Genomic DNA, 23,342 nt, shown 5'->3' with positions numbered 1-23,342 from the left:
ATCACCTCTTTTTCAGGGCGCTTCCTGCGCCCTTGTCGTTTTGTCCCCAAGCAATGCGCCTGATGTCAGGGTCTGAAATGTATGTCCCACAAGATCACGGAGAAAATATGGCGGAATCCGATCCTCTTTCCGTTCAATCAGGCGGCGTGCCTTCCAGATTGTTGCGCCCAGCACATAAAACAGGGTCGCACAGGCCAGATACCCCGCGCCCCCTGTCTTGCGATAGTAATGCGCGCGAGAGTTGAACCAATAGCCCGGGATGCGCGCCTTGTTGCTTATGCCGGTTGAAACCGACCCTATATGCATGACGCTGGCGTCGGGCACATACATTCCCGCCCATCCCGCAGCGCGGGCACGATGGCACAATTCCGTTTCTTCAAAATACAGGAAAAAGGTTTCGTCAAACAGGCCGATCTGGTCCAGCATGCTGCGGCGGAACATCACACTGGCGCCTGAACACCAGTCCACGGCGCAAGTGGCTGGTGGAAAGCCCATGGGAACGCGGTAATTGCGCAGCACTTTGGTAATGACGCCGGTATTCGCCGCCGTCTCGAATTCGGACCAGACCGAGGGGAAATTGAACGCCACTTCATGGGGGTTGCCATCCTCGCCGCGCACGGAACTTCCCGCAAAGCCGGTTTGCGGATGCGCGGTCATATGGTCGCGCAGAAGCCGAATTGCGTCCGCGTCCGGGAAGGCATCGGGATTGAGGAGATAGACAAAATCGGGCGCCTGACCATCTGGCAGGCCCGCTTTTATGGCGACATTGTTGCCATACCCGAAGCCGCCATTATGCCCCGACTGGATAACCCGAACCCGCGCCATGTCGCGCGCAGCGTCGCGCAGGGTTTCATATGACCCGTCCTGACTGTCATTGTCGACAATCGTAATTGCGCCAGCGACGCCATCCATGGCGCGAAGTGCCGCCTGCGCGGATTGCAGCGACATTTCAGCGCTTTTGTAATTGACGATTATGGTCAGGACAGTGGGGTTCATTGCGGTTTACTCGGCTGCATGTTTCATGGGGGGTGTTGCAGGCATCAAGGCGCGCAACCGCGACACCAGAACCCGCACATTGGGTTCCAGAACCATACTGTCATGGTCGCCCGGCACCTCGATCACGCGCAGGTTCGGGGCAAAGCGGGTCCAGTCATTATCAGCGAACACATATTCCCGCTGGCGGCTGACCCAATTGCCGCGCGACACTTGCCAATGCCGGTCCAGTGGCGGGCGGAACAGAACCAGATTGCCATCCCATGGTTGCACCTGATAGGCGGCCACGGCACGACGAAAGGCGGCCTCGATCGCGGTGTTATGGAAGGCATCTGCGCTGTCAGGGGCGGGGCCGGCTGCAAGCTGGCGTTTCCAGTCCTGCCGCGCGCGCCACCATTCCAGCATATAGCCCGGCCCCTTGCGGCGCAATTGCGCAAGCTTCATCAGCGCCTTGTCTGTGCGCGTCAGGGCCGGGCGGACGGGCAGCGGCGTGTCCAGTAACACCACCATATCCACTTTCTCGCCCATGGCGTCTAATTGGCGGGCAATTTCATAGGCCGTGATTCCGCCCCCTGAAAACCCGCCCAGCATATAGGGGCCATGTGGCTGCACTTGCCGCATTTCGGCAATGTAGTCGCGCGCGGCGTCTTCAATCCGGTCATGGGGGGTATCGCCGCCCAGCAACCCGCGCGCCTGAAGCCCGTAAAATGGCCTGTCGCGCCCTATCAACAGCGCAAGGTGGCGCAGGTTCAGCACATTGCCAAACATGCCCGCAACAAGGAAGAACGGGGTTTGCGTGCCGCTGTTCTGGCCCTGCATGGGCACCAGATGGGTGAATTGCGCGCGCGCAGGCTGTGTTGCGTCTGCGGGGGGGGCGCCGGTTGTGGTGTCAAGGTCCAGCCCGGTCTGTTCGGCAATCATGGCTGCACAGGCCGCGATGGTCGGGGCCTGAAACAGAACCGATATGGGGAAATCCACCTGATACGCTTTTCTGACCTGCGCAAACAGGCGCACGGCAATCAGCGAATGCCCGCCAAGGTCGAAAAAATTGTCTTCTACCCCGATTTCGTCAACGCCCAGCAAATCCTGCCAGAACCCCGTCAGCGTGCGTTCAATGTCATTGCGCGGGGCAACCATGTCGGTGCCAATGTCGGGACGGTCGAATTTGGTCTGGTGTGGCGCAGGGTCCGGGCTGTTGGCTTGTGCAATCAAGGCTTGCGGGTCGATGGATGACACCACAAGGGCGGCATGGTCCGATTTCAGCGCGCGAAAGAAGGCCTGCGCCCCTTCGGTGGGTGTGATGCCAAGTGACAGCATGTCGCGCAAGCGTTCCTCGGCGGGGGACAGGGCGATATGCTGTGCAATGCCGCGTTCCAAATCCGACGGGCGCAGGGGGGGCACATCGCCAAAGGCTGCATCGGTCAGCTGCTTGATGGTGAAGCGCCGGATTTCGACCAGCACGCGCCCGTCAGGTGTGGCCAGCGTTACATCGAAACTGGCGAACCCGGTGCCCGTGCCCGTCTCTGTGCCCGTGTCGGGGCACAGGCGCGCGTGGCTGACAATTTGCGCGGGCAAATTGTCATATACTGCCACGCTGTCATAGGATACCGGCACCCAAAGTGCGCGGCCCTCATAGCCCGGTATCAGCCGCATGGCCCAGCCGGTGGCCAGATCCATCAGCGCGGGGTGCAGCACATGGCCCGCGCCCAGATCACCCTGAAACGCGGCAGGCAATTCCAGATGCGCCAGCCCTTCGCCCGTGCCATAGGCGGTGCGCGTCAACACACGCCAGCGCGGCCCGAATTTCAGATGCGCTTCTTGCGGGCTGCGCAACCCGTTTCCTTCGGTCACATCCGGGCAGCGTGCGGCAATGGCGCAAGGGTCTATTGCCGCGGGCGCGGGGGGTTGGGGGGGCTGCACAATACGCGCCTGCGCATTCAGCACAAAACCCGTGGTTCCGCAGTGCGTAACGTCGCTGCGCAGCGTGAAGTCATAGCCATTCTCCGTGCGCGCCAATGTGGCCCGCAGCCGGCGGGCGCTGTCATCGGGCACAGCGATTGCGCGCATGAACCAGACATCGCGCAATTCAAACGGGCCGGTTTCGCCCTGCGCGCGCAGGGCCTGCGCGGCAAGGTCCAGATAGGCGGTTCCCGGAACAATGGCGGTTCCGTCACTGGTGCGGTGCTGGTCGACAACCCAATGGCCCGCGTCCAGATGCAGGGACAGGCGGCGGTTGCCTGCGGCGTCAAAATCCATGTTGTCATACAGGGGCAGCGGGCAGGGTGTGGCCGGAATGGCCGGTGTCTGGCCCAGACGCGCGGCCATGGCATCAGCGGCCATGCCCGTTTCCGTCCATATGCCCCAGTTCAGCGACAGCACACGGGTTTTCCCGCCTGCCCGCGCGCGCGCAAAAGCGTTCAGGTATTCATTCGCAGCCACATAATCCACCTGCCCCACCGGCGCGGTCAGGGTAGAGGTGGACGAAAACAGCACCATCACGTCCAGCGTGCCATCTGGCAGCAGGTCATCCAGCACCTGAAGCCCGTGCAGTTTGGGGGCCAGCACATCTTCCAGCTCGGTGGGGGATTTGCCCAGAAGGGGGGCATCTGCGATATGGCCAGCGGCATGGATCAGCCCGTACGGTGCGCCGAAACTGGCCCGCGCGCTATCCAGTGCGCGGCGCATATCATCAATATTGCACACATCGGCGCTGGCAACATGAACCGCCCCACCAAGCGATTCCAACCGCCTGATGGCCAGAATGCGGCGGCTGGTCCCGTCTGCGGGGGAATGGGTGGCCAGCCACCCGTCCCAATCGCTGCGGTCGGGCAGGGGTGTTCGGCTGACAAGGGTGATGCGCGCGGCACTTCGGGTGATCAACTCCTCGGCCAAGGTCAGGCCAATGCCGCCGAAACCGCCGGTAATGACCCAATGCGCGCCGTCCGGCAGGTCCGGCAGGTCCTGCGCCAGCGGCGCGGGCCTGATGGTCTGCACATAGCGCCGTTGGCCGCGCAACAAGGCGGTGCTGTTGGCGGGGGTGGCGCAAAGTTCTTCCAGCAGCGTTTGCGTCAGGTCAGCGCTGGCCACGTCAATATCCAGCGTGGCGCAGGTCAGGCCAGCCATTTCGCGCGGGGCCACGCGCGCGGGGCCTGCGATCATGGCCTTTTCGGGATGGGCCAGCGGTTGCCCGTTCAGCGCTTGTGCGCCCGTGGTCATGACCGTCAGATGAACCGGCAGCGGCAGGTTTTCGGACTGGATGGCCTGCGCCAGATACAGCAGGGAATAGAACCCCTGTTCCAGATTGCGGTGCAGCACGCTGGAACCGGGCCTGAAGGTATCGCGCGGGTCGGCAAGCCAGAAATGCGCAATGCGGGTGGGGGCCACACCATCTGCGATCAGGCCTTGCAGAAGTTGCATATACCCGTCCGCGCCCTGTTCGGGGGCCAGTGTATAGCTGTCTGCGGATTTGCGCGCGAATGTGTCGCCTGCATGCACATCGATAACCCGCGCGCCGCTGCCCCGCAGTTGCGCAATGACGGGGGCGGCAATGCCTGCGTCATCAGCAAATATCAGCCATGTGTCCGAAAGGGTGGACAAATCGCGCGTCACATCAATATCACACTCGGCATAGGCCGGTTTCCAGCTGGTAATAAAACCCCATTGCGTGACATCATCAATGCGGTCCAGTGTGGGGGTATCGGCGGCGCTGTTGGTGCCGGGTTCAATGAAATAGCGCGTGCGCTGGAACGGGTAGGTGGGCAGGCGCACGCGCTGGCGCCGCACGTCGCCCCAGATTTGCGCCCAGTCAAATTGCCCACCCAACGCCCAGATGCGGCCAAGCGTGCCCATGTGATACAGGTCATCGGCAATATCTTCGTCAGGGTGGCGCAGAACGGACAGCACCTGTTGCGCGTCTACGGCCTTGTTCATGCGTGTCAGCGATGACAGCGCCTTGCCCGGCCCCATTTCCAGGTAGATGCGGTTGGGACGGGCGGCCAAGGTGGTGATGCAATCGGCAAACTGGACTGTATTGCGCAAGTGTTGCACCCAATATTCGGGGTCGCGTGCCTGTTGCGGTGTCAGTGGTTGGCCTGTGCGGTTGGAAATGATGGGCAGTTGCGGCGCGTTCAGGGGCACGCCCTGCAAAAATGCGCGGAATCGGCCCAGAATGGGGTCCAGCATGCGGCTATGGGCGGCAATGTTGATGGGCACGCGCTGGGCGGTTATGTCCTCGGCGCGCAGGGCCGCATCCAACTGGTCAAGTGCTGCTTGTGGGCCGGATATGACCGTCAGTTCCGGCGCGTTCAGCGATGCAATGTCATGGTCCGGCCCCAGATAGGGGCGCAGCGCGTCCAGTGACAGCGGCACCGACAGCATGCCGCCTGCGGGCACTGTGTCAAACAACTGCCCGCGCAGATGCACCAGATCAATGCAATCTTCAAATCCGATAACACCGGCCAGCGCGGCGGCGGTATTTTCGCCCATGGAATGGCCCACCAGCACCGAAGGGGTTACCCCCCACTCGATGAACATTTGCGCCAGCGCATATTCGGTGATCATGATCAGCGGCAATTGCACGGACGGGCGTTTCAGCGTTTCGGTTGCGTGGTCCATGTCCTGCGGGTCGGGCAGCCACAGCGCGCGCAGGTCATAGCCCAGTTTGGGTTGCAGATGGGCCAGCCCGCGATCCATCCATTCCGCGAAGACGGGTTCGGTTTCATATAATTCGCGCGCCATACCCGCATATTGTGCGCCCCCGCCGGGAAACATGAACACCATGTCGGGGTTGTCCAGTGCGGTATGGGTAAACACGCGGGCAGGGGTGTCGGCTTCCAGCAGGGTTGCGGCATCTTCATGGGTTTCGGCCACAACAACGCGGCGCTGGGCAAATGCGGTGCGCCCTTCGCGCAGGGTGAAGGCCACATCGGCCAGCGGTTGGTCAGGATGCGTGCGCAAATGGGCGGCAAGGTTGCGCGCGGCATCCTCCAGCGCGGGCTTGTTGCGCGCCGACAGGGTCAGAAGCTGGAAGGGCCAGTCGCTTGCGTCTGATGGGGCGCGCGCGGGCGCTTCTTGCAAGATGACATGGGCGTTCGTGCCCCCCACCCCCAGCGAATTGACGCCCGCGCGCAAGGGGCCATTGCCCTGCCACGGTGTCAGGCGGTCATTGACAACAAAGGGCGTGGCGTCAAAATCAATCGCGGGGTTGGGCGCTTCATACCCAAGGCTGGGGGGCAATTCGCGGTGTTCCAGCGCGGACGCAACCTTGATCAGGCTGGCCACACCGGCGGCCGTGTCCAGATGGCCGATATTGGTTTTCACCGACCCGATGCGGCAAAAGCCGGTTTTGTCGGTGGTTGCCGCAAATGCCTGTGTCAGGGCTGCAATTTCAATCGGATCGCCCAGATATGTTCCTGTGCCGTGGCATTCCACATAAGATACACTGTCAGCGGACACGCCCGCGACAAGATGCGCTTCGGACACGGCGGCGGCCTGCCCCTCGACCGAGGGGGCCAGATAGCCCGCCTTGGCGGCGCCGTCATTATTGACCGCGCTGCCCTTGATGACCGCGATGATATGGTCGCCATCGCGCAGCGCATCAGGCAGGCGGCGCAGAACCACAGCCCCCGCGCCAGACCCGAAGACCGTGCCTTGCGCGCGGTGGTCAAACGCGTGGCATTCCCCGTCGGGCGACAGGATTTCGTTTTCCTTGAACAGATAGCCGCGCCCATGGGGCAATTCGATCGTCACGCCCCCCGCAAGCGCCATGTCGCATTCCCCCGTCAGCAGGGACTGCACGGCGTAATGCACCGCCACAAGCGATGTGGAACAGGCCGTCTGCACATTGACCGACGGGCCGCGCAAATCGAAAATATGGCTTACGCGCGTGGCCAGAAAATCCTTGTCATTGCCAGTATGGCGCAACAGGAACATGCCCACATCTTCCACCAGATGCGGGTTTGAACACAGGTTGAAATAAAAGTAACTGCCCATCCCGCAGCCGGAAAACACACCCACAGGGCCAGGGAATGCAGCGGGCGGGTGGCCTGCATCCTCGAACGCTTCCCATGCAACTTCCAGAAACTGGCGGTGCTGGGGGTCCAGAATGGCCGCTTCTTTCGGGGAAAAGCCGAAGAAGTCGGGGTCGAATTCGGCAAAACCGTCCAGCGTGGCGGCATGGGGCACATAGTTGGGTTTGCGCAATGCGGCCGGGGATTCGCCAGCTTCCAGAAGTTCGCCCTCACTCAGGCGGCGAATAGCGCTGCAGCCCGCGCGCAGATTGTCCCAGAACTCAGCGACAGACCCCGCACCCGGCAAATGCGCGGCCATGCCGATGATGGCAATGTCGTTCTCGCTGAAATGGTCTGGCAGATCCGTCATGATGAATAAACTTTTACTTATGTTGCAGAAACAAGGTGGTTACAGGAAGCTGCGCTTCAAGGCAGGTTCGGGGGTTCGTGCGGTGGGCAACAGGGTGGTGCGGCTGGGCATGGCACGCCATTGGGCCAGTCTGGCCTGATGGCTGCGGCGATGCACCAGTTCCGCATGACCCAGCAATGCGCCCGCAATAAGCCATGTCAGTGAAACCAATGTGGCGTTGGGCAGCAAATCCACCAGACTGGCCCCCAGAATAAGCGCCAATATGCCCGCTTGCGGCGGAATGGCGTGATTGGGGGTTTGCCGGTATCGCCACCATAGCGCCAGCAATGGCAGACATAGCAACCCAAACAAGGCCAGATAGCCCAACCAGCCCCATTGCCCGATGGTGATAACCCATTGCCCGTCACTGATCGAGGTCATCTCGCCTGTATCGGGGTCGAAAATCATGCTTCGCCCATAGCCACCCCAGCCAAGAATCGGTTTCTCTGCAGCGCGTGCAAGCAGCAGGTCTTCATTGTCAAAACGGAATTGCAGCGAAAGGGACCGTTCAAGGCTGCGTTGGCTGACAAGGTCCACCAGCCTGTCGGTTGGCACCACCCCCGCCCCGCGCAGCAAAGGATAGCTTATGGCAAGCAGGGCCATCAACCCGGCTGCGCGAAACTGCATGCGCGGACCAAAAAGCAGGATGAGCGCCGAAAGCGTGATCATGATCAGCATTGGCCCAAGGCTTTTGGTCAAATACACCATTGTGAATAGAATCAGCGCAAGCAGGCCAGCGCGCACGCGGTCTTGCGGTGGGGCCTGTTTGGCGAAATGTAGTGCCGCAGCGGTGGTCATGACCATGAACAGCGCCAGCCACAACCCGTGCGGCATGAAAACGATGGGGCGATACCCCCCTTCGCGGATCATCTGCAGAAAGGAATGCTGGAAGAAGCCGTAAATAGTGGTGTGAAGCTGCGGACTGAAGCGCACTTCCCACAGGATTGGAACTGCATAGATCAGCCCCGCAATCATCAACGCGCGCAAAAGCTCTGTCAGGGCCTGTTCACTCGCCAGAAGGTGCCGCGCCAGAAAGAATGGCAGGATCATGATGATCTGCCGCACCAGCATGGCGACCGAATCATAAAGGCGCATACCCGGAACCGAAGATGCGTTTTCCCGAACCAGTGTCAGGCGGCCGCTTTGTTCAACGCCGAAGTGCAGGGGATCGGTGTTGAAAAATACCGATATGACAGGCGCAATGACCAAAACCGCCATCAAAAGCTTGCCCAATACGCCATCGGGCAAAAGTTGCGGGCGCATGTGCAGCATGATGACACACAGCGCGAAGGCCGTCAGGTTGGGAATGGATGTCTTGTCAAAGGCGGGAATGACCGGAATATTGATCTCGGTCAGCTCCGGCAGGACCATGTAGCCCCCCAGAATGGCCCAGATAAAAGCGCGTTCGGGCGACATTTTTCGAAACATTGCGACAATGACCAAGGGCCAGATCAGCAGCGCGGCATAGGCAATGATGTTGGGCATGGTCGGACCCCCCGCGCGCTATGGCTGGATCAGGGGGCTAAGCGTTGCTGTCAGGGCAAGGACAAACAACGCCGCGCCGGACAAACGCGCGATGCGCAGGCGCCGCCGGTCTGCGGGCATAACCAGTTCGGGCAGAACCAGCACAGGGCGCATCCCGGTTTCGCGTTCGACCTGACCTGCGCTGCGTAGTGCAGGACGTAGAATTTCATAGAGGAAGGCCACCACAACAGCCAGAATCGCCGAGCCAAGAACCCCGATCAGCACTGTGGCCTTGCGGCTGCGCGAAATGGGGTAATCCGCCGGGGTTGCGGTTTCAAGCACTTCGAATGCTGCAATTTGCTGGCCGGTTTCCAGCCGTAGGTTGGTTTCTGCGCTGGCAATCTGGTCTGAAATATCGCGCAAGCTGTCTTGCAGGCGTTCTTCACGCTGGGCGATTGCGGCCATGTCGCGTTCGATCTGGGCGACGCGGGTAAAAAACGGCTCCAGCTCATCGCGGCGCGACTGCAGGTTACGCAGTTCTGTCTGACGGGTTGTCAGCTGGTCGCGCAACTGTGCCAGTCGGCGCTGGGTGCTGCCCTGACGGTTTTGCGCGGCCAGTTCCGATTCCAGCGCCACAATCTCGCTTTCCGTGGATTGTATGGTGGTGGTCAGTTGCAGCAGTTCAGACCGGCGCAGTTCCACATTGAAGGGCATGGCGTCCGGGTTCAGTGCCGCGAAAGCGCGTTGTTCTGCCGCGACATCACGCAGGTCCGCTTCGGTCTGGGCCAGTTGTTCGCGCAGGAATGACAGCGTTTCGCGCGCCCGCGCTTCGCGCCCGGCACCAGTTTCGGCAATGATCATGGCGGCCAGTTCATTGGCAATATCTGCCGCTTTCTGGCCACCATCAGCGCGCGCCTGAACGATAACAGATGACAACATGCCATCGCGCGAAAACCCGATGGCAACCGCTTCGCGGCTGAGGAAGGTGACGGATTCGCGCGTCGCATCAACGCGGTCCTGTGTCGGCAAGCCGACGAAAAGGTCGTATTTTTCCGCCAGCGCCAACATATTTTCGCGGGTGGTCAGGCGCTGTTCCACCAATTGCAACAGGCGCGCGGGTGCGTTCTGAACACCCGTCATGCTGGCAAATTCGCCCGATACAGTGTTCAGGCGTGCCGATAGCACAGTATGCGACTGATACACGGGCGCGGTTTGCAGCGCGACGAAAGCGGCAAGAATGGTGCCCAGCCCCACGGCCACAAACAGCATGTCGACACGGCGCCGCAGGAAGGCAAAAAGTTCTGAAAGCGATTGGATCGGCCCCATTTTCAACGCCCCTTCGGTGCTGGTGCGGCGCGATTGAGCACAACGCCAAGAAACGCGGCCTGTTCATGCAAAATACGTTCACATGCGGCAATGTCCTCGGCGCAGGTTTTGTGGCTGTTGGACACAACCAACACCGCATCTATGCCCGGCAGCAGGTTTAGCGCGCAATCGCCCTCCAGCAGGGGGGGCAGGTCGCAAATGACAAAATCCGGCCCAAGAAAGCCAAGAATGTCTTGCACCATGTCAGTGAAATCTTCGGCGGGAAAGGCAGCGCTGCCGTGTTCGGGCGTGGGGGCTGGACGGTTCAGGCCCAGCGCCAGCGTGGGACTGGCGCGCCGCAGATGCGATTCGACTGGAATACTGCCTGTTATCGCCGAAAGGATGGGACCATTCGGCACCGCCTCGAAGTAGTGGTGAATCGCGGGTCTGGCGAAGTTCAGGTCAAGCCCTACGACATGCAGATCGGTGCGGCGCGCAAAACTGGCCAGAAGCCCTGCCGCCACGAAACTGGTGCCCGAATTGGCATTTGGTGATGCAATACCCAGACTGCGCAAGCCGCGTTTTCGGAAGGTCTGCACAAGCTGGGTGCGCAGCACATCGAACTGGGCTGTCACGGTGGGGATGCGCGCATGCTGGTTGAATATACGATGATTTTTGGGAATGTCGGGATCAGGGGTCAGGTCATCCAGCTGGTCCCACGCCACCTCGTTCAGGGGAACAACAAGCGGTTCAGGGGTGTTGGCGGGAGGGTCGTTGCGCAGCGTCGGACCGCCCGAAAGTGCCAGTCCCCGCCGCAGGGGCGTGCTTTCCGGCTGGCCGTTGCCAGTCGCTTTGGTGCGATCCGAACGCTTCAAAAGCTGTTCCAGCTTTCGCGTGTTTACCATAATCATACCTGCCACCGAACGCACTCTTGGAACGTGATTGTTTCCTTATCGTCATATGTATCAGTCTATGGCGCTGTTTGGCGACAGAAATAAGGCAATTTGAAGGCTATGTCCTGTCAAGCGTGCCCGATGCCCACACATATGGCGCAACAGAAAAACGCCCGTCTTTTTCAAGGCGGGCGTTTGAAGCCGGCAATATCCGGCTGCGTGACAAAAGGCTGGAACGCGTTAGCGACGAATGCCCAGTTTTGCGATCAGAACGCGGTAGCGTGCTTCGTCCTTGGCGCGCAGATAATCCAGCAGCTTGCGGCGGGTTGCGACCAGTTTCAACAACCCACGACGCGAATGGTTGTCTTTTTTGTGGGTCTTGAAATGCTCTGTCAGGTTGGTGATGCGCTTGGTCAGCACGGCAACCTGAACTTCGGGCGAGCCGGTGTCGCCTTCGCCACGTGCGAATTCCTGAATCAGGCGGGTCTTGTCTTCTACGGTAATCGACATCGGGTTCTCCTGTAACTGGGGTTTGGGCGCAGGCCGGGATGTCGTCCAGCAGGGCCAGTCGGTGTGCCATGGGCACAGATGCGGCGCATAGACCATTTCCTGCGCCGGGAAAAGCCTGTTTTTGCAGGGACGGCGTTAACTAATTTTGCAGATTCAGTCACCGGCGCAGTCGATGCCACTGTGAGAATCCCCTGAATTATGAGATGGTCGCGCCATTGGGTGACGTGAATTTGGATTTTCCGGTGTGATACGGGGTGGTGTGACATGTTGATGTTTATGGGATTATTTGGTGCCTTGTTGGCAGGTGTTGCGGCGGACAGCATGCTTGCACCGGCGAACACGACTGACGACCAGCAAGATGAGTCCCCCGATGACGACACCGCCCCCCCCGAGGAGGCGCAGACCCAGGACCTGACGCTGTATGCGGATACATCACACGATGATGGCCCGCTGGACAGTTTCGGGCAGGATTTCGCTGCGCCGGGCATGGCGGATGATGACGAACCCTATTTCTTTCCGGCACCGGATGTTGCGGGACTGTTCGACAATCTGGATGAACGCATTCACAGTTCAGATGCGTTCCCTGACCCCAGCCCCGAAGACCCTGTGCACCTGACTGGCGGGGAAATCCCGTCCTTGCTGCAAGGCGGCACTTTGGGGGATACGCTGGTGGGCGGGTCGGGAAATGACACGCTTGTGGGGCTGGCGGGCGATGACTGGTTGCAGGCGGGTCAGGGCGCCACGCATATGAATGGCGGCGAAGGGGATGACACGCTGATCGGCGGCGCGGGAAATGACACGCTGATTGGTGGTGCGGGCGATGATCTGTTGATCGCCGGTCAGGGCAACAACACCCTGCAGGGCGATGCGGGACATGACACGCTGGTTGGTGTGGCGCTTGACCAGAATGGACACGATATCAGCGGACGCAACTTCCTGAACGGGGGCAGTGGCGATGATGTGCTGATTGCCGGTCAGGGCGATTACCTGCATGGCGGGGATGGCGCGGACAGTTTTGCGCTGGGCGACTGGTTGCAGGGCAATGCTGCCGTTACGATTGTTGATTTCGACCCGCAAGAAGACCAGGTTGTGCTGCATTATGACCCTGCGCGACTGGCTACACCTGAAATCTCAGTGCAGTTCGACGCGGCAAACCCTGACACGGCGCAAATCTGGCTGGATGGTCACCTGATTGCAAATGTCGGCAATGCCCAGGGTCTGACCGCGCAGGATATTGCTTTGGTGCCCGTCTACCCTGTGGCAATGGGCATCGCGGCAGAGTGATATTGCCGCCCATGAGGCAAGCGGGCACCTGCACATCATGCCCGCTTGCAGTCCGGTAATGTCAGGCGACGGAAACAACCTCTACTGCGAAGGTCAGGTCCTTGCCGGCCAGCGGGTGGTTTGCGTCCAGCGTCACGGCCTGATCTGTCACTTCGGCCACGGTCACGGGCATCGCGCGACCATCAGGTGTTTGCATTTGTAGCATTGTGCCGGGGTCCAGCGGAATATCGGCGGGAATCTGGTCGCGTGGCACGTCCTGCCGGGCTTCTGGCTGGTAGTCACCATAGGCTTCGGCACAGGGAATAGTGACAGTTTTCTGGTCGCCCACGGTCATTCCGTCAATCGCGCGCTCAAGGCCCGGAATGATTGCGCCGGCACCAAGCTGGAATTCCAGCGGATCGCGGCCTTCGGAACTGTCGAAAACCGAACCGTCTGACAGGGTTCCAGTGTAGTGAATACGCACAGTTGCGCCCGCTTTGGCTTGCGTCATGGGATATCCTTCCGTTCGGGGGGGGGGCGGGTTTGTCAGAGGCGCGCAATCTCGCGCGGTTGCTCTGGGCTAGCAGAATCAAACATGGGGGTTTGTGCCCTGATTGTAAACCCATACGCCCAAGCGCCTTGACCCAGACGGCCTGCGCCTGCATACGGGCCGCGCAAAAGCCATGGATTATGCCAATGTTACCCCCCAATTCCCCCAAAACGCGCAATTTCTATGGCCGGATCAAGGGCAAGACGCTGAAGCCTGCGCAACAGCGCTACATACAAGAAGATCTTGCCGATCTGCGCCTGTCCGGCGTCAGCCCGCAGGACAACCCCGACCGCGAAACTGTGAACCCGCAGGTGTTTTTCGGGGATGCGCGCCCGCTGTGGCTGGAAGTGGGTTTTGGGGGCGGCGAACATCTGGTGCATCAATGCGCGCACAACCCCGATGTGGGCATCATAGGATGCGAGCCTTATATCAACGGTGTCGCCATGCTGCTGGGCAAAATCCGTGCTGCGGGCGTTGAAAACCTGCGCATATACCCGTGGGATGTGCGCGATTTGTTTGATGTATTGCCTGACCAGTGCCTTGAACGGGCGTTTCTGTTGTATCCGGACCCATGGCCAAAACAGCGCCACCACAGGCGACGCTTTGTCACGCCGGGGTATCTGGACGGGTTGGCGCGGGTGCTGAAACCGGGCGCGGTGTTCCGCGTGGCAACCGACATACCGGATTATGTGCGCCAAACACTTGAAGAAGTGCCGCCCGCGGGTTTTGATTGCCTGACACCGGCCCCGGCGGATTGGGTGCACCCCTGGGATGACTGGGTGTCCACGCGCTATGAACAAAAGGCCCTGCGCGAAGGACGCAATCCCCATTACCTGACTTTCCGGCGCAACGATACTGCGGTGCGCGACGCTGCCAACGGGTAACAGGTCGCAAAACGGCATTGTCGAATCCCCTTGCGCAAGTTAATGAAAGCCTACTTCGGTTCAGGCCCTTTCGGGCCTGAGAAAAGGGAACACGGTGCGCGCCTCCCCAAGGGGTGCAAATCCGGGACTGCCCCCGCAACTGTAAGCGGCGAGTGATGTCGGCAAATGCCACTGTGGGTCACACCATGGGAAGGCCCGGCAGAACAGCGACCCGCAAGTCAGGAGACCTGCCGAAGTGATCACCCTGTCCCGGCGCGGGTGGCGCTGCGGGTAACGGTTTGACCGTAGCGGTGACACTTTCGCCGTCTGCGGTGCGCCTGCGCCTGCCAGACATGTCATGACAGGATCGGTCCATATTGGGCCAATAGGTGTTGAAAATGCAAAACACACTCTGGCGACTTTTCGCCACAACCGCGCTGATTGGCAGTATCGGACTGCCGGCAACCGCCCAGCAAATCATCAATCTGGAAGAAATCACCTTTTCGGCGAACCTGACCCCCACGGAACTGGGGCGCAGCGGGTCCAGTGTCAGTGTCCTGACACGGGACCAGATTGACCGCACCGGCGCTACGTCTGTCTCAGATTTGCTGGCGGGGCTGGCGGGCGTAAGTGTCACGCAAACTGGCCCGGTCGGCACGACAGCAGATGTGCGCATCCGCGGAATAGAGCCGCGCTTCGTGTCCGTCTATGTGGATGGCGTGTTGATCAATGACCCCGGTTCATCCACTGGTGCGGTCGATTTTGGCGCGATTCAACTGGGCGATGTGTCACGCATAGAAGTGCTGCGTGGCGCGCAATCCGCCCTGTATGGCGGTTCGGCTGCGGCTGGTGTTGTCAATATTACCACGCTTCGCCCGGAAACCGAGGGAACCCAGCAAACTGCCAGCCTTTTGGCGGGCAGTTTTGGAACAGTCGTTGGACAATACACCTTGCGCCAGCGGCACGGCGCGCTGGACTATGCGCTAAGTCTGTCGCACAGCCGCGCCGATGGTTTTTCCGCAGCAGACGGGCAACCGGAAGCCGACGGCCACAAGCAAACACGGCTAAGTTTTTCCGCACGCTATCAGATTGACAATAACTGGTCTGCAGGCGCGTCATTCTTTTTGCAAGATTCATTTGTGGAATTCGATGACTGGTTGGCCGATGCCCCCCATGAGCAGGACCGCAAGGAATATGGCGGGCGGGTTTTTGTCGAATACGCCACCGACAGGTCACGCCAGACGCTGGAATATACGCATTATTCCGTCGAGAGGGAGCTGCGCGACAGTTTGCCCGGTTCGTTCACGGGTCGGCGCGACAGGCTGGCGTGGAACGGGCAAACCGACATAACCGATACGCTGCGCCTGCTCTATGGTGCGGATGTCCAGCGTGAAAATGCCATCGGGCGCACGGTGCCAGCAGGTGCGAAGGCAACCAGCTATGGCATATTCGCGCAGTCGGAATGGGCGGCGACAAATGATCTGGATATCGTGCTTTCGGGCAGAATGGACAGAAATTCGAACTACGGCAGCATCCCCACATTGCGCCTTGCAACGTCCTACCGCCTTGGGGATGCCGTGACCTTGCGCGCATCGCTGGGCTCGGGGTTTCGCGCCCCGTCCGTGGAACAGCGCTTCGGGATGACAGGCGGGCCATTCCCGTTTATGGGCAACGCCGCACTGGATGTGGAGCGCAGCCAGAATTATGAGATTGGCGCAGACCTGTCCTTCGGGAATGGGGGTGCGTTGTCGCTTACGCTGTTCCAGATTGATACCAAGAACCTGATTGATGATGTGTATTGCGTGTATGATCCTGTCGCCATGGCGTGTGCTGCAGGGTCGTTCAACACTGTGGTGAATGCCCCCGGCAAGGCGCGCAGTCGCGGTGTTGAACTTTCATTCGAGCAGCCTGTTTCCGACACACTGACCCTTTCGGCGAATTACACCTATACTGATGCGTTCCTGGCAAACCAACGGCGCCGGTCACGGGTGCCGCGCCATGATGTGCAACTGGGGCTGGATGCGATGTTGTCGGACCGTCTGCAAGGGCGGGTGTCTGTGCGTCATGTGGCCGACAGGCTGGATTTTCTGCCGAATTATACAACGGGGCCACTGCCGGATTACACAGTCGCGAACCTGTCCCTGCGCTATCAGATGACGGATCGCGTTGATTTGATTGGCAGGGTGGATAATCTGTTTAACACGCAATACCAACATGTTGCGGGCTATGGCACCTCTGGCCGGGCATTTTACCTTGGCTTGTCGTCGCGCTTTTAGGGCCATAGGCGCTGCCCTTGCCCTTTGGGCAGGGGTGGCTGCTGCGGGGCCACCTGAACGGGTGGTCTCTATCAATCTGTGCACGGACCAACTGGCCATGATGCTGGCAGGCCCCGGCCAGCTTGTGTCGATTTCGCGCATATCGCATGATCCCAACATGTCGGTGATGCTGGAACAGGCGCTGTCCTTTCCCATCAATCACGGTCAGGCAGAGGAGGTGTTTCGTCTGAACCCCGATCTGGTGCTGGCGGGGCAGTTCACGTCGCCTTATACAGTGGCGTTGCTGCGGCGGCTGGGGGTCAGTGTGGTGACCTTGCCTGTGGTCAACAGCCTTGATGCCATACCGGATGCCATTTTGCAGGTGGGCACAGTCTTGGGCCAGCCAGACAGCGCCAAGGCGCTGGTTTCCGAATTTCGCGTGGGACTGGCGCAGCTGCGCGCCCCGCATGACACCCGGCCCCGCGCGGCGCTGCATTATGCAAACAACTACACCACTGGCGCGAATTCACTGGCGCATGATATTCTGAATGCCGCCGGTTTTGCCAATATCGCCGCCGAAGAAGGCATTTCCGGTGGCGGACATCTGGCGCTGGAACGTCTTGTCATGCTGATGCCGGATCTGGTTATTTCCGGCCAGCCCTATCCGGGTGCTTCCCGCGCCGAAGAAGTGCTGACCCATCCTGCCATGGTGGCGCTGCGCGACCGGCACGCCGCGCAGGCCCTGTCGGATGCGGATTGGGTTTGCGGCACCCCTGCGGTGTTGCGGGCCATTGCGCAGCTGGCCCAACTGCATGACGGGGGCTAGGGGCGTGGGGCGGGGGTTGACCATAAGTCTGGTGTGTATGATGGCGGCGCTGTTTGCCCTGTCGCTGTTGGTGGGGCCAGCGGGTTTGCCACCGTGGCAGGCGTTGACAGCGCTGGTGCGCGGCGATGCGTTGGCAGAAACCCTTGTGATGCGCGAAATTCGCCTGCCGCGCGCCATGCTGGCGGTGTTGGTGGGGGCGGCGCTGGGTTTGGCGGGGGCAGCCATGCAGGGCTATTTGCGCAACCCGCTGGCCGAACCCGGCCTGATTGGCGTGTCGGGGTCTGCGGCGCTGGGGGCGGTGCTGGCACTGCAAACCGGACTGGCGGCGGTGCATGTGCTGGCGCTGCCCTTCGCGGCGCTTGTGGGCGCGGTGCTGGCGGTGTTGCTGATACTGGCGCTGGCCGGGCCAAGGGGGGGGTCAATCACCCTGATTCTGGCGGGAATTGCCGTGTCGGCCCTTGCAGGGGCGTTGACATCGCTGGTGTTGAACCTGTCGCCCAACCCTTTTGCCGCGTCCGAGATTGTTTTCTGGATGATGGGGTCACTTGCCGACAGGTCCATGACCCATGTGCTCCTTGCTGCGCCCTTCATTGCGGCGGGGGCGGGTGTTCTGCTGGCGCTGGGCCGCAGTTTTGATGCGCTGACCCTGGGCGAAGATGCTGCCGCCAGCATGGGCATAAGTCTGGTGCGGGTGCGGGTTATGCTGGTGCTGGGTGTGGCGTCCATGGTGGGCGCGGCCACAGCGGTGGCAGGGGCCATCGGGTTTGTGGGGTTGGTGGTGCCGCATGTCTTGCGCCCCTTGGTGGGCGCGCGCCCGTCGGCGTTGCTGCCTGCCTCGGCGGTGGGGGGGGCGGTTCTGGTGCTGATGGCCGATATTGCAGTGCGGGTTATTTTGCCCACACGCGACCTGAAACTGGGCGTGCTGACCGCGCTTGTGGGGGCACCGTTGTTCCTGCACCTGATCTACAAGACAAGGGCACAAGGCTTATGACCGCGCTGCATTTGCAGAATTTCAGCGTGTTCCGTGGCCCGTGCGATGTGCTGCGCGACATCAATCTGCAGGTTGGGGCGGGGGAATGTGTCGGGCTGCTTGGGCCCAATGGCGCGGGCAAAACAACATTGTTGCGCGGTGCGCTGGGGCTTATGGCCAGCAAGGGGCAATCGTCGATTGCGGCCATGCCGCTTGCGGCGCGTGCGCAGCATGTCGCCTGGTTGCCGCAGGCGCGCGAAATAGCCTGGCCCGTGAAGGTGGAAACGCTGGTCGCGCTGGGCCGGTTGCCGCATCTGGGGGTGGGGCAGAAACCGGGACCGCAGGATCAGGCCGCGATTGACGGCGCCATTGCGCGCATGCGTCTGCAGGGGTTGCGCGGGCGCATTGCCACGCAGCTTTCGGGTGGCGAACAGGCGCGGGTTCTGATTGCGCGTGCGTTGGCACAGGCCACGCCGGTGTTGATGGTTGATGAACCTGCCGCCGGACTGGACCCCGCCTATCAGATTGCGTTGATGCAAACCCTGACCGCCGAGGCCCGCGCGGGCCGCACAGTCATTGCGTCCATGCATGATCTGGGTCTGGCGGCGCGGTTCTGCACCCGTCTGGTGGTATTGTCGCAGGGCGGGATTGTCGCAGATGGCCCCCCCGCGCAGGTTCTGACGCCGGATGTGCTGGCGCGGGTTTTCCATATTCGCGCCTATGTGGACCATGGTATTCATGGTCCGATCATACAGCCGCTGGATGTGATGGAATGACCGGGTTGTGGCAAAAGGGGCATTCATGATGGCGCAGGGCATTTCCGAGTTTTTGGTGCGTGGCGGCCCCGCGCTTTGGGTGATTGCGGTTCTTTCGGTGCTGACGCTGGCGTTAATCCTGTGGAAATTCTGGGATCTGGCACGTTTGGGGGCATGGTCGCGCGCGTCCTGCGATGCGGCGGTGGGCGACTGGCAGCAAAACCGCAGGCAGGACGCCATTGCGCGGCTGGCCCGCCGGAACGGGCTGCGGGCGCGGGTTGTGCGCCGCGCCATGGAAACCCGCCTTGATGCCGACATGTCCGACGCGGTGGCGCGCGAAGAAACCCAGCGCGTGGGCAAACTGGCGTTGATGCAGGCGCGGCGCGGGTTGCGCGCACTGGAACTGATTGCCACGATCGCCCCGTTGATTGGCCTTCTGGGCACGGTTCTGGGCATGATTGAGGCCTTTCAGGCGCTGCAGGCAGCCGGCAACCGCGCCGACCCCGCTGCCTTGGCGGGCGGAATATGGCAAGCGTTGCTGACCACGGCGGCAGGCATGGCCGTGGCAATACCGGCGGCCATGGCGTTAAGCTGGTTTGAAAGCATCGTGGACCGGGTTCAGGCTGATCTGGAGGATCTGGCCACGCGCATCTTCATAACTGTGCAGAAGGGGGCGTGATGTTTCGCTTTTCGACCCCGCGTCCGGCACGCCGCCCCAGCCTGACCCCGATGATTGACGTGGTGTTCCTGCTGCTGGTGTTTTTCATGCTGGCGGCGCGGTTCGGGCAGGATGCGGGGCTGGCGCTTGCCCCGTCGGGCAGTGGGGGGCAGCCCTATGACGGCCCGCCCCGCCTTGTGGAATTTGGCGTTGACGGGTTGTGGCTGAATGGCGCGCTGGTCGCGCCGGATGATCTGGGGCAGGAGTTGCGCGCGCTTATGCCTGACGCGGGCGCGCTTGTCGTGTTGCGTCCCCGGCAGGGGGCAAGTGTGCAGGACCTGACGCGGCTGCGCGACCAGTTGCACGCGGCAGGGGTGCATAATCTGGTTGTTGTCGAAGGGCGCGAGTGATGGATTTTGCCCCGCCCCGCCGTCGCCCGCCGCGCGAAAGCGTTGTGCCCATGATCAACGTGGTCTTCCTGTTGCTGATCTTCTTTTTGATGAGTGCGCAGATTGCCCCGCCGGACCCTGCGGCCGTGACGCTGCCTGTTTCTGACACCGCCGATACCCTGCTGCAGGACGGGGGGCATATGGTGTGGCTGGCCGCCGACGGGGTTTTGTTGACTGCCACATCTGTGGGGCAGGATGTTTGGGCTGAACTTGCGGCCCATCCTGCGCCGGTGACCCTTCATGCGGATGCGCAGCTTGCCGCAACGGAACTGGCCCGTGTGCTGCGCCGGATGGGGGAACAGGGCGTGCGGGATGTCACGCTTGTTGCCGTTTCGGGGGCAAGATGAAGGCAGGGTTTGAATATGCCTGCTTTGCGGCGGTGGCCGTGGCCGCGCATCTGGCCGCGTTTGCGGCTGTGCTGCCCGATGGCATGGCCGCAGCGGGGGGCAGTTCCGGCGCGGATGATGTGGACGCGCCCGCCGCGATGGGCGCGGCAGATACACAGCTTGCCGCCCTTGTGCAGCGTTGGGATGACACCGCCGGCGGGGTCATGGCCGGGAAGGATGAAATTCCAGCGCCCCCCGAACCGGAACTTGCGGATATACCGGCCCAGATGCCGGGGCCTTCGCCTGATATGGTGGCGGATTTGCCCGACTTGCCGGCAATCAGCACTGCGGCAGATGCGGAGGTTTTGGCGGCGCGTGATCTGCCGCAGCTGTTTGCGCGCCCCGACATCGCCCCGACCCAGCGCCCCCGCCCAAGGCCAGATGCCCGCGGCGCCCCCGCCCCTGCAGTGTCCGCCCCCGCACAGCGTGCCGCAGGGGCAGGCGCACAGGCGCAGCGCGGTCAGGGGCAGGCGGCGCAGTCCAGCGGCAGCGCCGATACAGCCAGCCTGATGGCGAAATGGGCGGGCGCAATTCGTGCCGCGATCCAGCGCCAGCAGCGCCCCCCCGGAACAAACGCGCGCGGCACTGTGCACTTGCGTTTGCAGATCAACAGTGACGGGCGGCTGGTCAGCGCCAGTGTCGTGGGCAGTTCCGGTAGTGACCGGCTGGACACTGCCGCCCTGCAGGCCGTGCGGCGTGCCAGACTGCCGCAAGCCCCTGCTGGGATAAGCGGCAACCAGCTGTTCGACCTGCCGCTAAGCTACCGCTAGTGTGTGTGCGGCAAAACCGGGACCCGGTTTTGAGCTTCTTGTGTCACTGCGAATGAACGCGGGCACACAGCTAGCGCAGGACCATCCCTGTCATGTCCCCGACACCGCGCAGCAGCTCCGTTGCGGACATGGCGCGCTTGCCTTCGCGTTGAACGGCGGTGATTGTGACGGCCCCTTGCCCGCAAGCGATTGTCAGCCCTGACAGCACTGTTCCGGCGGGGCCGCTATCTGTGACTGCCTGCGCATTCAGCAATTTCAAACGCCCGAACGGCGCTTCGCACCATGCGCCGGGGAACGGGGACAGGGCGCGGATCTGGCGCGCGACCTCATCCGCAGGGCGTGTCCAGTCAATGCGGGCTTCGGCCTTGTCGATTTTGGCGGCATAAGTAACGCCGGTTTCCGGCTGCGGTTGCGCTGTCAGGTCGGGCAGGCGGTCAAGCGCGCGGACAATCAGCCCCGCACCCATCTGCGACAGGCGGTCATGCAGGGTTTGGGCAGTGTCATCATCGCCAATGGGGGTGGACTCAAACAACAAAACCGGGCCTGTGTCCAGCCCCGCGTCCATTTGCATGATGCAAACGCCTGTCTCGCTGTCGCCTGCCATGATTGCCCGCTGGATGGGCGCTGCGCCGCGCCAGCGCGGCAAAAGGGACGCATGGATATTCAGGCACCCCAAGCGCGGCGCGTCCAGCACAGCCTGGGGCAGGATAAGCCCGTAAGCCACCACAACGGCCACATCCGCGCCAAGGGCTGCGAACTCCGCCTGTTCCGTCGTCCCTTTCAGGCTGACGGGGTGGCGCACCGGCAGGCCCAGTGCATTGGCGCGGGCATGCACGGCGGTGGGGCGGGGCTGTTTGCCACGGCCCGCAGGGCGCGGGGGCTGGGTATAGACGCACACGACATCATGCGCGGCATGGACCGCATCCAGTGCGGCAACCGAAAAATCCGGCGTGCCCATGAAGATGACGCGCATTCAGCCCGCCTTTCTGGCGCGGCGCAGCAGCATGTCGCGCTTCAGCTTGCTCAGGTGGTCGAAATACATCTTGCCATTCAGGTGGTCGATCTGGTGTTGCACCGATGTGGCCCAAAGCCCCACGAAATCGCGTTCTTCCAGCTCGTCCTTGGCATTCAGAAACCGCACTGTCACCGCGCGGGGCCGGTCAATGCTGGCCCAGACGCCGGGCAGGTTGGGGCTGGCTTCGTCATGGCTGCGCAACTGGCCACTGGCATGCAGGATTTCGGGGTTGGCCATGCGGACAACCTGCCCGCGCGTATCGGACGCGTCCACCACCGCCAGCCGCAGCATGACGCCGATTTGCGGCGCGGCCAGCCCCACGCCGGGCATGGCTTCCATTGTGTCGGTCATATCGGCCCAGATGGCGCGTATGTCGTCGGTTATCGCATCAATGGGGGCGGCGGTGCTGCGCAGGCGTTTGTCAGGCCACAGGATGCAGGGCCGCACACTCATCCACGGGCCTGTTCGCGTTTGAACTTGATCATTTTGCGCGTAATCATCTGGCGTTTGATGGCGCCCAGATGGTCGATGAACAGCTTGCCGTTCAGGTGGTCCAGTTCATGCTGTGCACAGGTGGCCCAAAGCCCCGCGAATTCATCTTCGTGCAGTTTGCCGTCAAGGCCCGTCCAGCGCATGGTCACGCGCGCGGGCCGCATCACTTCGGCATAGTGTTCGGGAATCGACAGGCACCCTTCTTCATAGGTGTTCATGTCGTCAGATGTGGCAATGATTTCGGGGTTGATCAGCACCATGGGGCGGGGGCTTTCGCCTTCTTCCTTGACGCAATCCATGACGAACATGCGTTGCAGCACGCCAATTTGCGGCGCGGCCAGTCCCACGCCGGGGGCGTCATACATGGTTTGCAGCATATCTTCTGCCAGCTTGCCAATATCAGGGGTTATCCCGTCAATCGGGGTACAAGGCTTCTTCAGCCGCGGGTCGGGGTGTATCAGGATCGGGCGCAGGGTCATGATGTGCGATTTAAGCCATGCCAGACCCC

At 61.7% G+C, this 23,342-nt stretch carries 20 protein-coding genes and 1 riboswitch; of the genes, 10 read left to right on the top strand and 10 right to left on the bottom strand.

Going from position 1 to position 23,342, the window contains the following annotated elements; all coding sequences use genetic code 11:
• Positions 1-12: 12 nt before the first annotated feature.
• From ACTZWY_RS02015 to rpsO, 6 genes are all read right to left on the bottom strand, one after another.
• On the bottom strand, positions 13-996 hold the full coding sequence (locus ACTZWY_RS02015; RefSeq protein ID WP_444788995.1) for a glycosyltransferase family 2 protein: 984 nt from the start codon (positions 994-996) through the stop codon (positions 13-15).
• 6 nt (positions 997-1,002) lie between these two features.
• Complete coding sequence (locus tag ACTZWY_RS02010; protein ID WP_444788994.1) at positions 1,003-7,371, bottom strand: type I polyketide synthase; 6,369 nt, start codon at positions 7,369-7,371, stop codon at positions 1,003-1,005.
• A 39-nt stretch (positions 7,372-7,410) separates the two neighbouring features.
• Positions 7,411-8,895 carry a hypothetical protein gene (locus tag ACTZWY_RS02005; protein WP_444788993.1) on the bottom strand — a complete coding sequence of 495 codons (1,485 nt, stop codon included), beginning with the start codon at positions 8,893-8,895 and terminating at the stop codon, positions 7,411-7,413.
• Positions 8,896-8,913: 18 nt separating this feature from the next.
• Complete coding sequence (locus ACTZWY_RS02000) at positions 8,914-10,200, bottom strand: hypothetical protein (RefSeq protein ID WP_444788992.1); 1,287 nt, start codon at positions 10,198-10,200, stop codon at positions 8,914-8,916.
• 2 nt (positions 10,201-10,202) lie between these two features.
• Positions 10,203-11,084, bottom strand: coding sequence for a hypothetical protein (locus ACTZWY_RS01995; protein WP_444788991.1), 882 nt, complete (start codon positions 11,082-11,084; stop codon positions 10,203-10,205).
• Positions 11,085-11,312: 228 nt separating this feature from the next.
• Positions 11,313-11,582, bottom strand: coding sequence for a 30S ribosomal protein S15 (gene rpsO, locus ACTZWY_RS01990; protein ID WP_444788990.1), 270 nt, complete (start codon positions 11,580-11,582; stop codon positions 11,313-11,315).
• A gap of 321 nt (positions 11,583-11,903) precedes the next feature.
• Between rpsO and ACTZWY_RS01985 the strand changes: the two genes are divergently transcribed.
• Positions 11,904-12,866 (top strand): calcium-binding protein, encoded by a 963-nt coding sequence (locus tag ACTZWY_RS01985; protein WP_444788989.1) that lies wholly within the window; start codon positions 11,904-11,906, stop codon positions 12,864-12,866.
• 61 nt (positions 12,867-12,927) lie between these two features.
• Here the strand turns inward: ACTZWY_RS01985 and ACTZWY_RS01980 are convergent, their stop codons facing one another.
• On the bottom strand, positions 12,928-13,356 hold the full coding sequence (locus ACTZWY_RS01980; RefSeq protein ID WP_426916177.1) for an FKBP-type peptidyl-prolyl cis-trans isomerase: 429 nt from the start codon (positions 13,354-13,356) through the stop codon (positions 12,928-12,930).
• A 185-nt stretch (positions 13,357-13,541) separates the two neighbouring features.
• Between ACTZWY_RS01980 and trmB the strand changes: the two genes are divergently transcribed.
• The 9 genes from trmB (at position 13,542) to ACTZWY_RS01935 (ending at position 21,327) form a co-directional block, all read left to right on the top strand.
• Entirely contained in the window at positions 13,542-14,279 is a 738-nt protein-coding gene (gene trmB, locus ACTZWY_RS01975) for a tRNA (guanine(46)-N(7))-methyltransferase TrmB (RefSeq protein WP_444788988.1), read from the top strand.
• A gap of 39 nt (positions 14,280-14,318) precedes the next feature.
• Positions 14,319-14,528, top strand: a riboswitch (cobalamin riboswitch).
• A gap of 128 nt (positions 14,529-14,656) precedes the next feature.
• Complete coding sequence (locus ACTZWY_RS01970) at positions 14,657-16,534, top strand: TonB-dependent receptor plug domain-containing protein (protein WP_444788987.1); 1,878 nt, start codon at positions 14,657-14,659, stop codon at positions 16,532-16,534.
• On the top strand, positions 16,485-17,339 hold the full coding sequence (locus ACTZWY_RS01965; protein ID WP_444788986.1) for an ABC transporter substrate-binding protein: 855 nt from the start codon (positions 16,485-16,487) through the stop codon (positions 17,337-17,339). The genes ACTZWY_RS01970 and ACTZWY_RS01965 overlap by 50 nt, the downstream gene beginning before the upstream one ends.
• Positions 17,326-18,330, top strand: a complete 1,005-nt coding sequence (locus ACTZWY_RS01960; protein ID WP_444788985.1) for a FecCD family ABC transporter permease — start codon at positions 17,326-17,328, stop codon at positions 18,328-18,330. The genes ACTZWY_RS01965 and ACTZWY_RS01960 overlap by 14 nt, the downstream gene beginning before the upstream one ends.
• Positions 18,327-19,085, top strand: a complete 759-nt coding sequence (locus tag ACTZWY_RS01955; protein WP_444788984.1) for an ABC transporter ATP-binding protein — start codon at positions 18,327-18,329, stop codon at positions 19,083-19,085. Before ACTZWY_RS01960 ends, ACTZWY_RS01955 begins: the two co-directional genes overlap by 4 nt.
• Before the next feature lie 25 nt (positions 19,086-19,110).
• Positions 19,111-19,743 (top strand): MotA/TolQ/ExbB proton channel family protein, encoded by a 633-nt coding sequence (locus ACTZWY_RS01950; protein WP_444788983.1) that lies wholly within the window; start codon positions 19,111-19,113, stop codon positions 19,741-19,743.
• Positions 19,743-20,132, top strand: coding sequence for an ExbD/TolR family protein (locus tag ACTZWY_RS01945; RefSeq protein ID WP_444788982.1), 390 nt, complete (start codon positions 19,743-19,745; stop codon positions 20,130-20,132). The genes ACTZWY_RS01950 and ACTZWY_RS01945 overlap by 1 nt, the downstream gene beginning before the upstream one ends.
• Positions 20,132-20,518 (top strand): ExbD/TolR family protein, encoded by a 387-nt coding sequence (locus ACTZWY_RS01940; RefSeq protein WP_444788981.1) that lies wholly within the window; start codon positions 20,132-20,134, stop codon positions 20,516-20,518. Before ACTZWY_RS01945 ends, ACTZWY_RS01940 begins: the two co-directional genes overlap by 1 nt.
• Positions 20,515-21,327 (top strand): energy transducer TonB family protein, encoded by an 813-nt coding sequence (locus ACTZWY_RS01935; RefSeq protein ID WP_444788980.1) that lies wholly within the window; start codon positions 20,515-20,517, stop codon positions 21,325-21,327. The genes ACTZWY_RS01940 and ACTZWY_RS01935 overlap by 4 nt, the downstream gene beginning before the upstream one ends.
• Before the next feature lie 70 nt (positions 21,328-21,397).
• Here ACTZWY_RS01935 and fmt read toward each other — a convergent pair whose 3' ends face one another.
• From fmt to def (ACTZWY_RS01920), 3 genes are read right to left on the bottom strand one after another with little or no spacing between them, the layout of a single operon-like run.
• Positions 21,398-22,300, bottom strand: coding sequence for a methionyl-tRNA formyltransferase (fmt, locus tag ACTZWY_RS01930; protein ID WP_444788979.1), 903 nt, complete (start codon positions 22,298-22,300; stop codon positions 21,398-21,400).
• The gene (gene def / locus ACTZWY_RS01925; protein ID WP_444788978.1) at positions 22,301-22,795 is read right to left on the bottom strand and encodes a peptide deformylase; all 495 of its coding nucleotides are present in this window, start codon (positions 22,793-22,795) and stop codon (positions 22,301-22,303) included.
• Positions 22,792-23,313, bottom strand: coding sequence for a peptide deformylase (gene def, locus ACTZWY_RS01920; RefSeq protein ID WP_444789044.1), 522 nt, complete (start codon positions 23,311-23,313; stop codon positions 22,792-22,794). Before def (ACTZWY_RS01920) ends, def (ACTZWY_RS01925) begins: the two co-directional genes overlap by 4 nt.
• Positions 23,314-23,342 lie beyond the last annotated feature (29 nt).

This window comes from Roseinatronobacter sp. NSM (assembly GCF_052379845.1).
Taxonomy (GTDB): domain Bacteria; phylum Pseudomonadota; class Alphaproteobacteria; order Rhodobacterales; family Rhodobacteraceae; genus Roseinatronobacter.
Note: the sequence above shows the minus strand (reverse complement) of the source record. Positions and strands in the feature narration are given on the sequence as shown.

Coding starts and splice junctions, on each gene's coding strand:
- ACTZWY_RS01955 (WP_444788984.1), top strand. CDS start 18,327: ATGACCGCGCTGCATTTGCAGAATTTCAGCGTGTTCCGTGGCCCGTGC.
- ACTZWY_RS01960 (WP_444788985.1), top strand. CDS start 17,326: ATGACGGGGGCTAGGGGCGTGGGGCGGGGGTTGACCATAAGTCTGGTG.
- ACTZWY_RS01995 (WP_444788991.1), bottom strand. CDS start 11,084: ATGGTAAACACGCGAAAGCTGGAACAGCTTTTGAAGCGTTCGGATCGC.
- ACTZWY_RS02000 (WP_444788992.1), bottom strand. CDS start 10,200: ATGGGGCCGATCCAATCGCTTTCAGAACTTTTTGCCTTCCTGCGGCGC.
- ACTZWY_RS02010 (WP_444788994.1), bottom strand. CDS start 7,371: ATGACGGATCTGCCAGACCATTTCAGCGAGAACGACATTGCCATCATC.
- ACTZWY_RS01965 (WP_444788986.1), top strand. CDS start 16,485: ATGGCACCTCTGGCCGGGCATTTTACCTTGGCTTGTCGTCGCGCTTTT.
- ACTZWY_RS01980 (WP_426916177.1), bottom strand. CDS start 13,356: ATGACGCAAGCCAAAGCGGGCGCAACTGTGCGTATTCACTACACTGGA.
- ACTZWY_RS01950 (WP_444788983.1), top strand. CDS start 19,111: ATGATGGCGCAGGGCATTTCCGAGTTTTTGGTGCGTGGCGGCCCCGCG.
- ACTZWY_RS02015 (WP_444788995.1), bottom strand. CDS start 996: ATGAACCCCACTGTCCTGACCATAATCGTCAATTACAAAAGCGCTGAA.
- rpsO (WP_444788990.1), bottom strand. CDS start 11,582: ATGTCGATTACCGTAGAAGACAAGACCCGCCTGATTCAGGAATTCGCA.
- ACTZWY_RS02005 (WP_444788993.1), bottom strand. CDS start 8,895: ATGCCCAACATCATTGCCTATGCCGCGCTGCTGATCTGGCCCTTGGTC.
- fmt (WP_444788979.1), bottom strand. CDS start 22,300: ATGCGCGTCATCTTCATGGGCACGCCGGATTTTTCGGTTGCCGCACTG.
- ACTZWY_RS01935 (WP_444788980.1), top strand. CDS start 20,515: ATGAAGGCAGGGTTTGAATATGCCTGCTTTGCGGCGGTGGCCGTGGCC.
- ACTZWY_RS01970 (WP_444788987.1), top strand. CDS start 14,657: ATGCAAAACACACTCTGGCGACTTTTCGCCACAACCGCGCTGATTGGC.
- trmB (WP_444788988.1), top strand. CDS start 13,542: ATGTTACCCCCCAATTCCCCCAAAACGCGCAATTTCTATGGCCGGATC.
- ACTZWY_RS01945 (WP_444788982.1), top strand. CDS start 19,743: ATGTTTCGCTTTTCGACCCCGCGTCCGGCACGCCGCCCCAGCCTGACC.
- ACTZWY_RS01940 (WP_444788981.1), top strand. CDS start 20,132: ATGGATTTTGCCCCGCCCCGCCGTCGCCCGCCGCGCGAAAGCGTTGTG.
- ACTZWY_RS01985 (WP_444788989.1), top strand. CDS start 11,904: ATGCTTGCACCGGCGAACACGACTGACGACCAGCAAGATGAGTCCCCC.
- def (WP_444788978.1), bottom strand. CDS start 22,795: ATGAGTGTGCGGCCCTGCATCCTGTGGCCTGACAAACGCCTGCGCAGC.
- def (WP_444789044.1), bottom strand. CDS start 23,313: ATGACCCTGCGCCCGATCCTGATACACCCCGACCCGCGGCTGAAGAAG.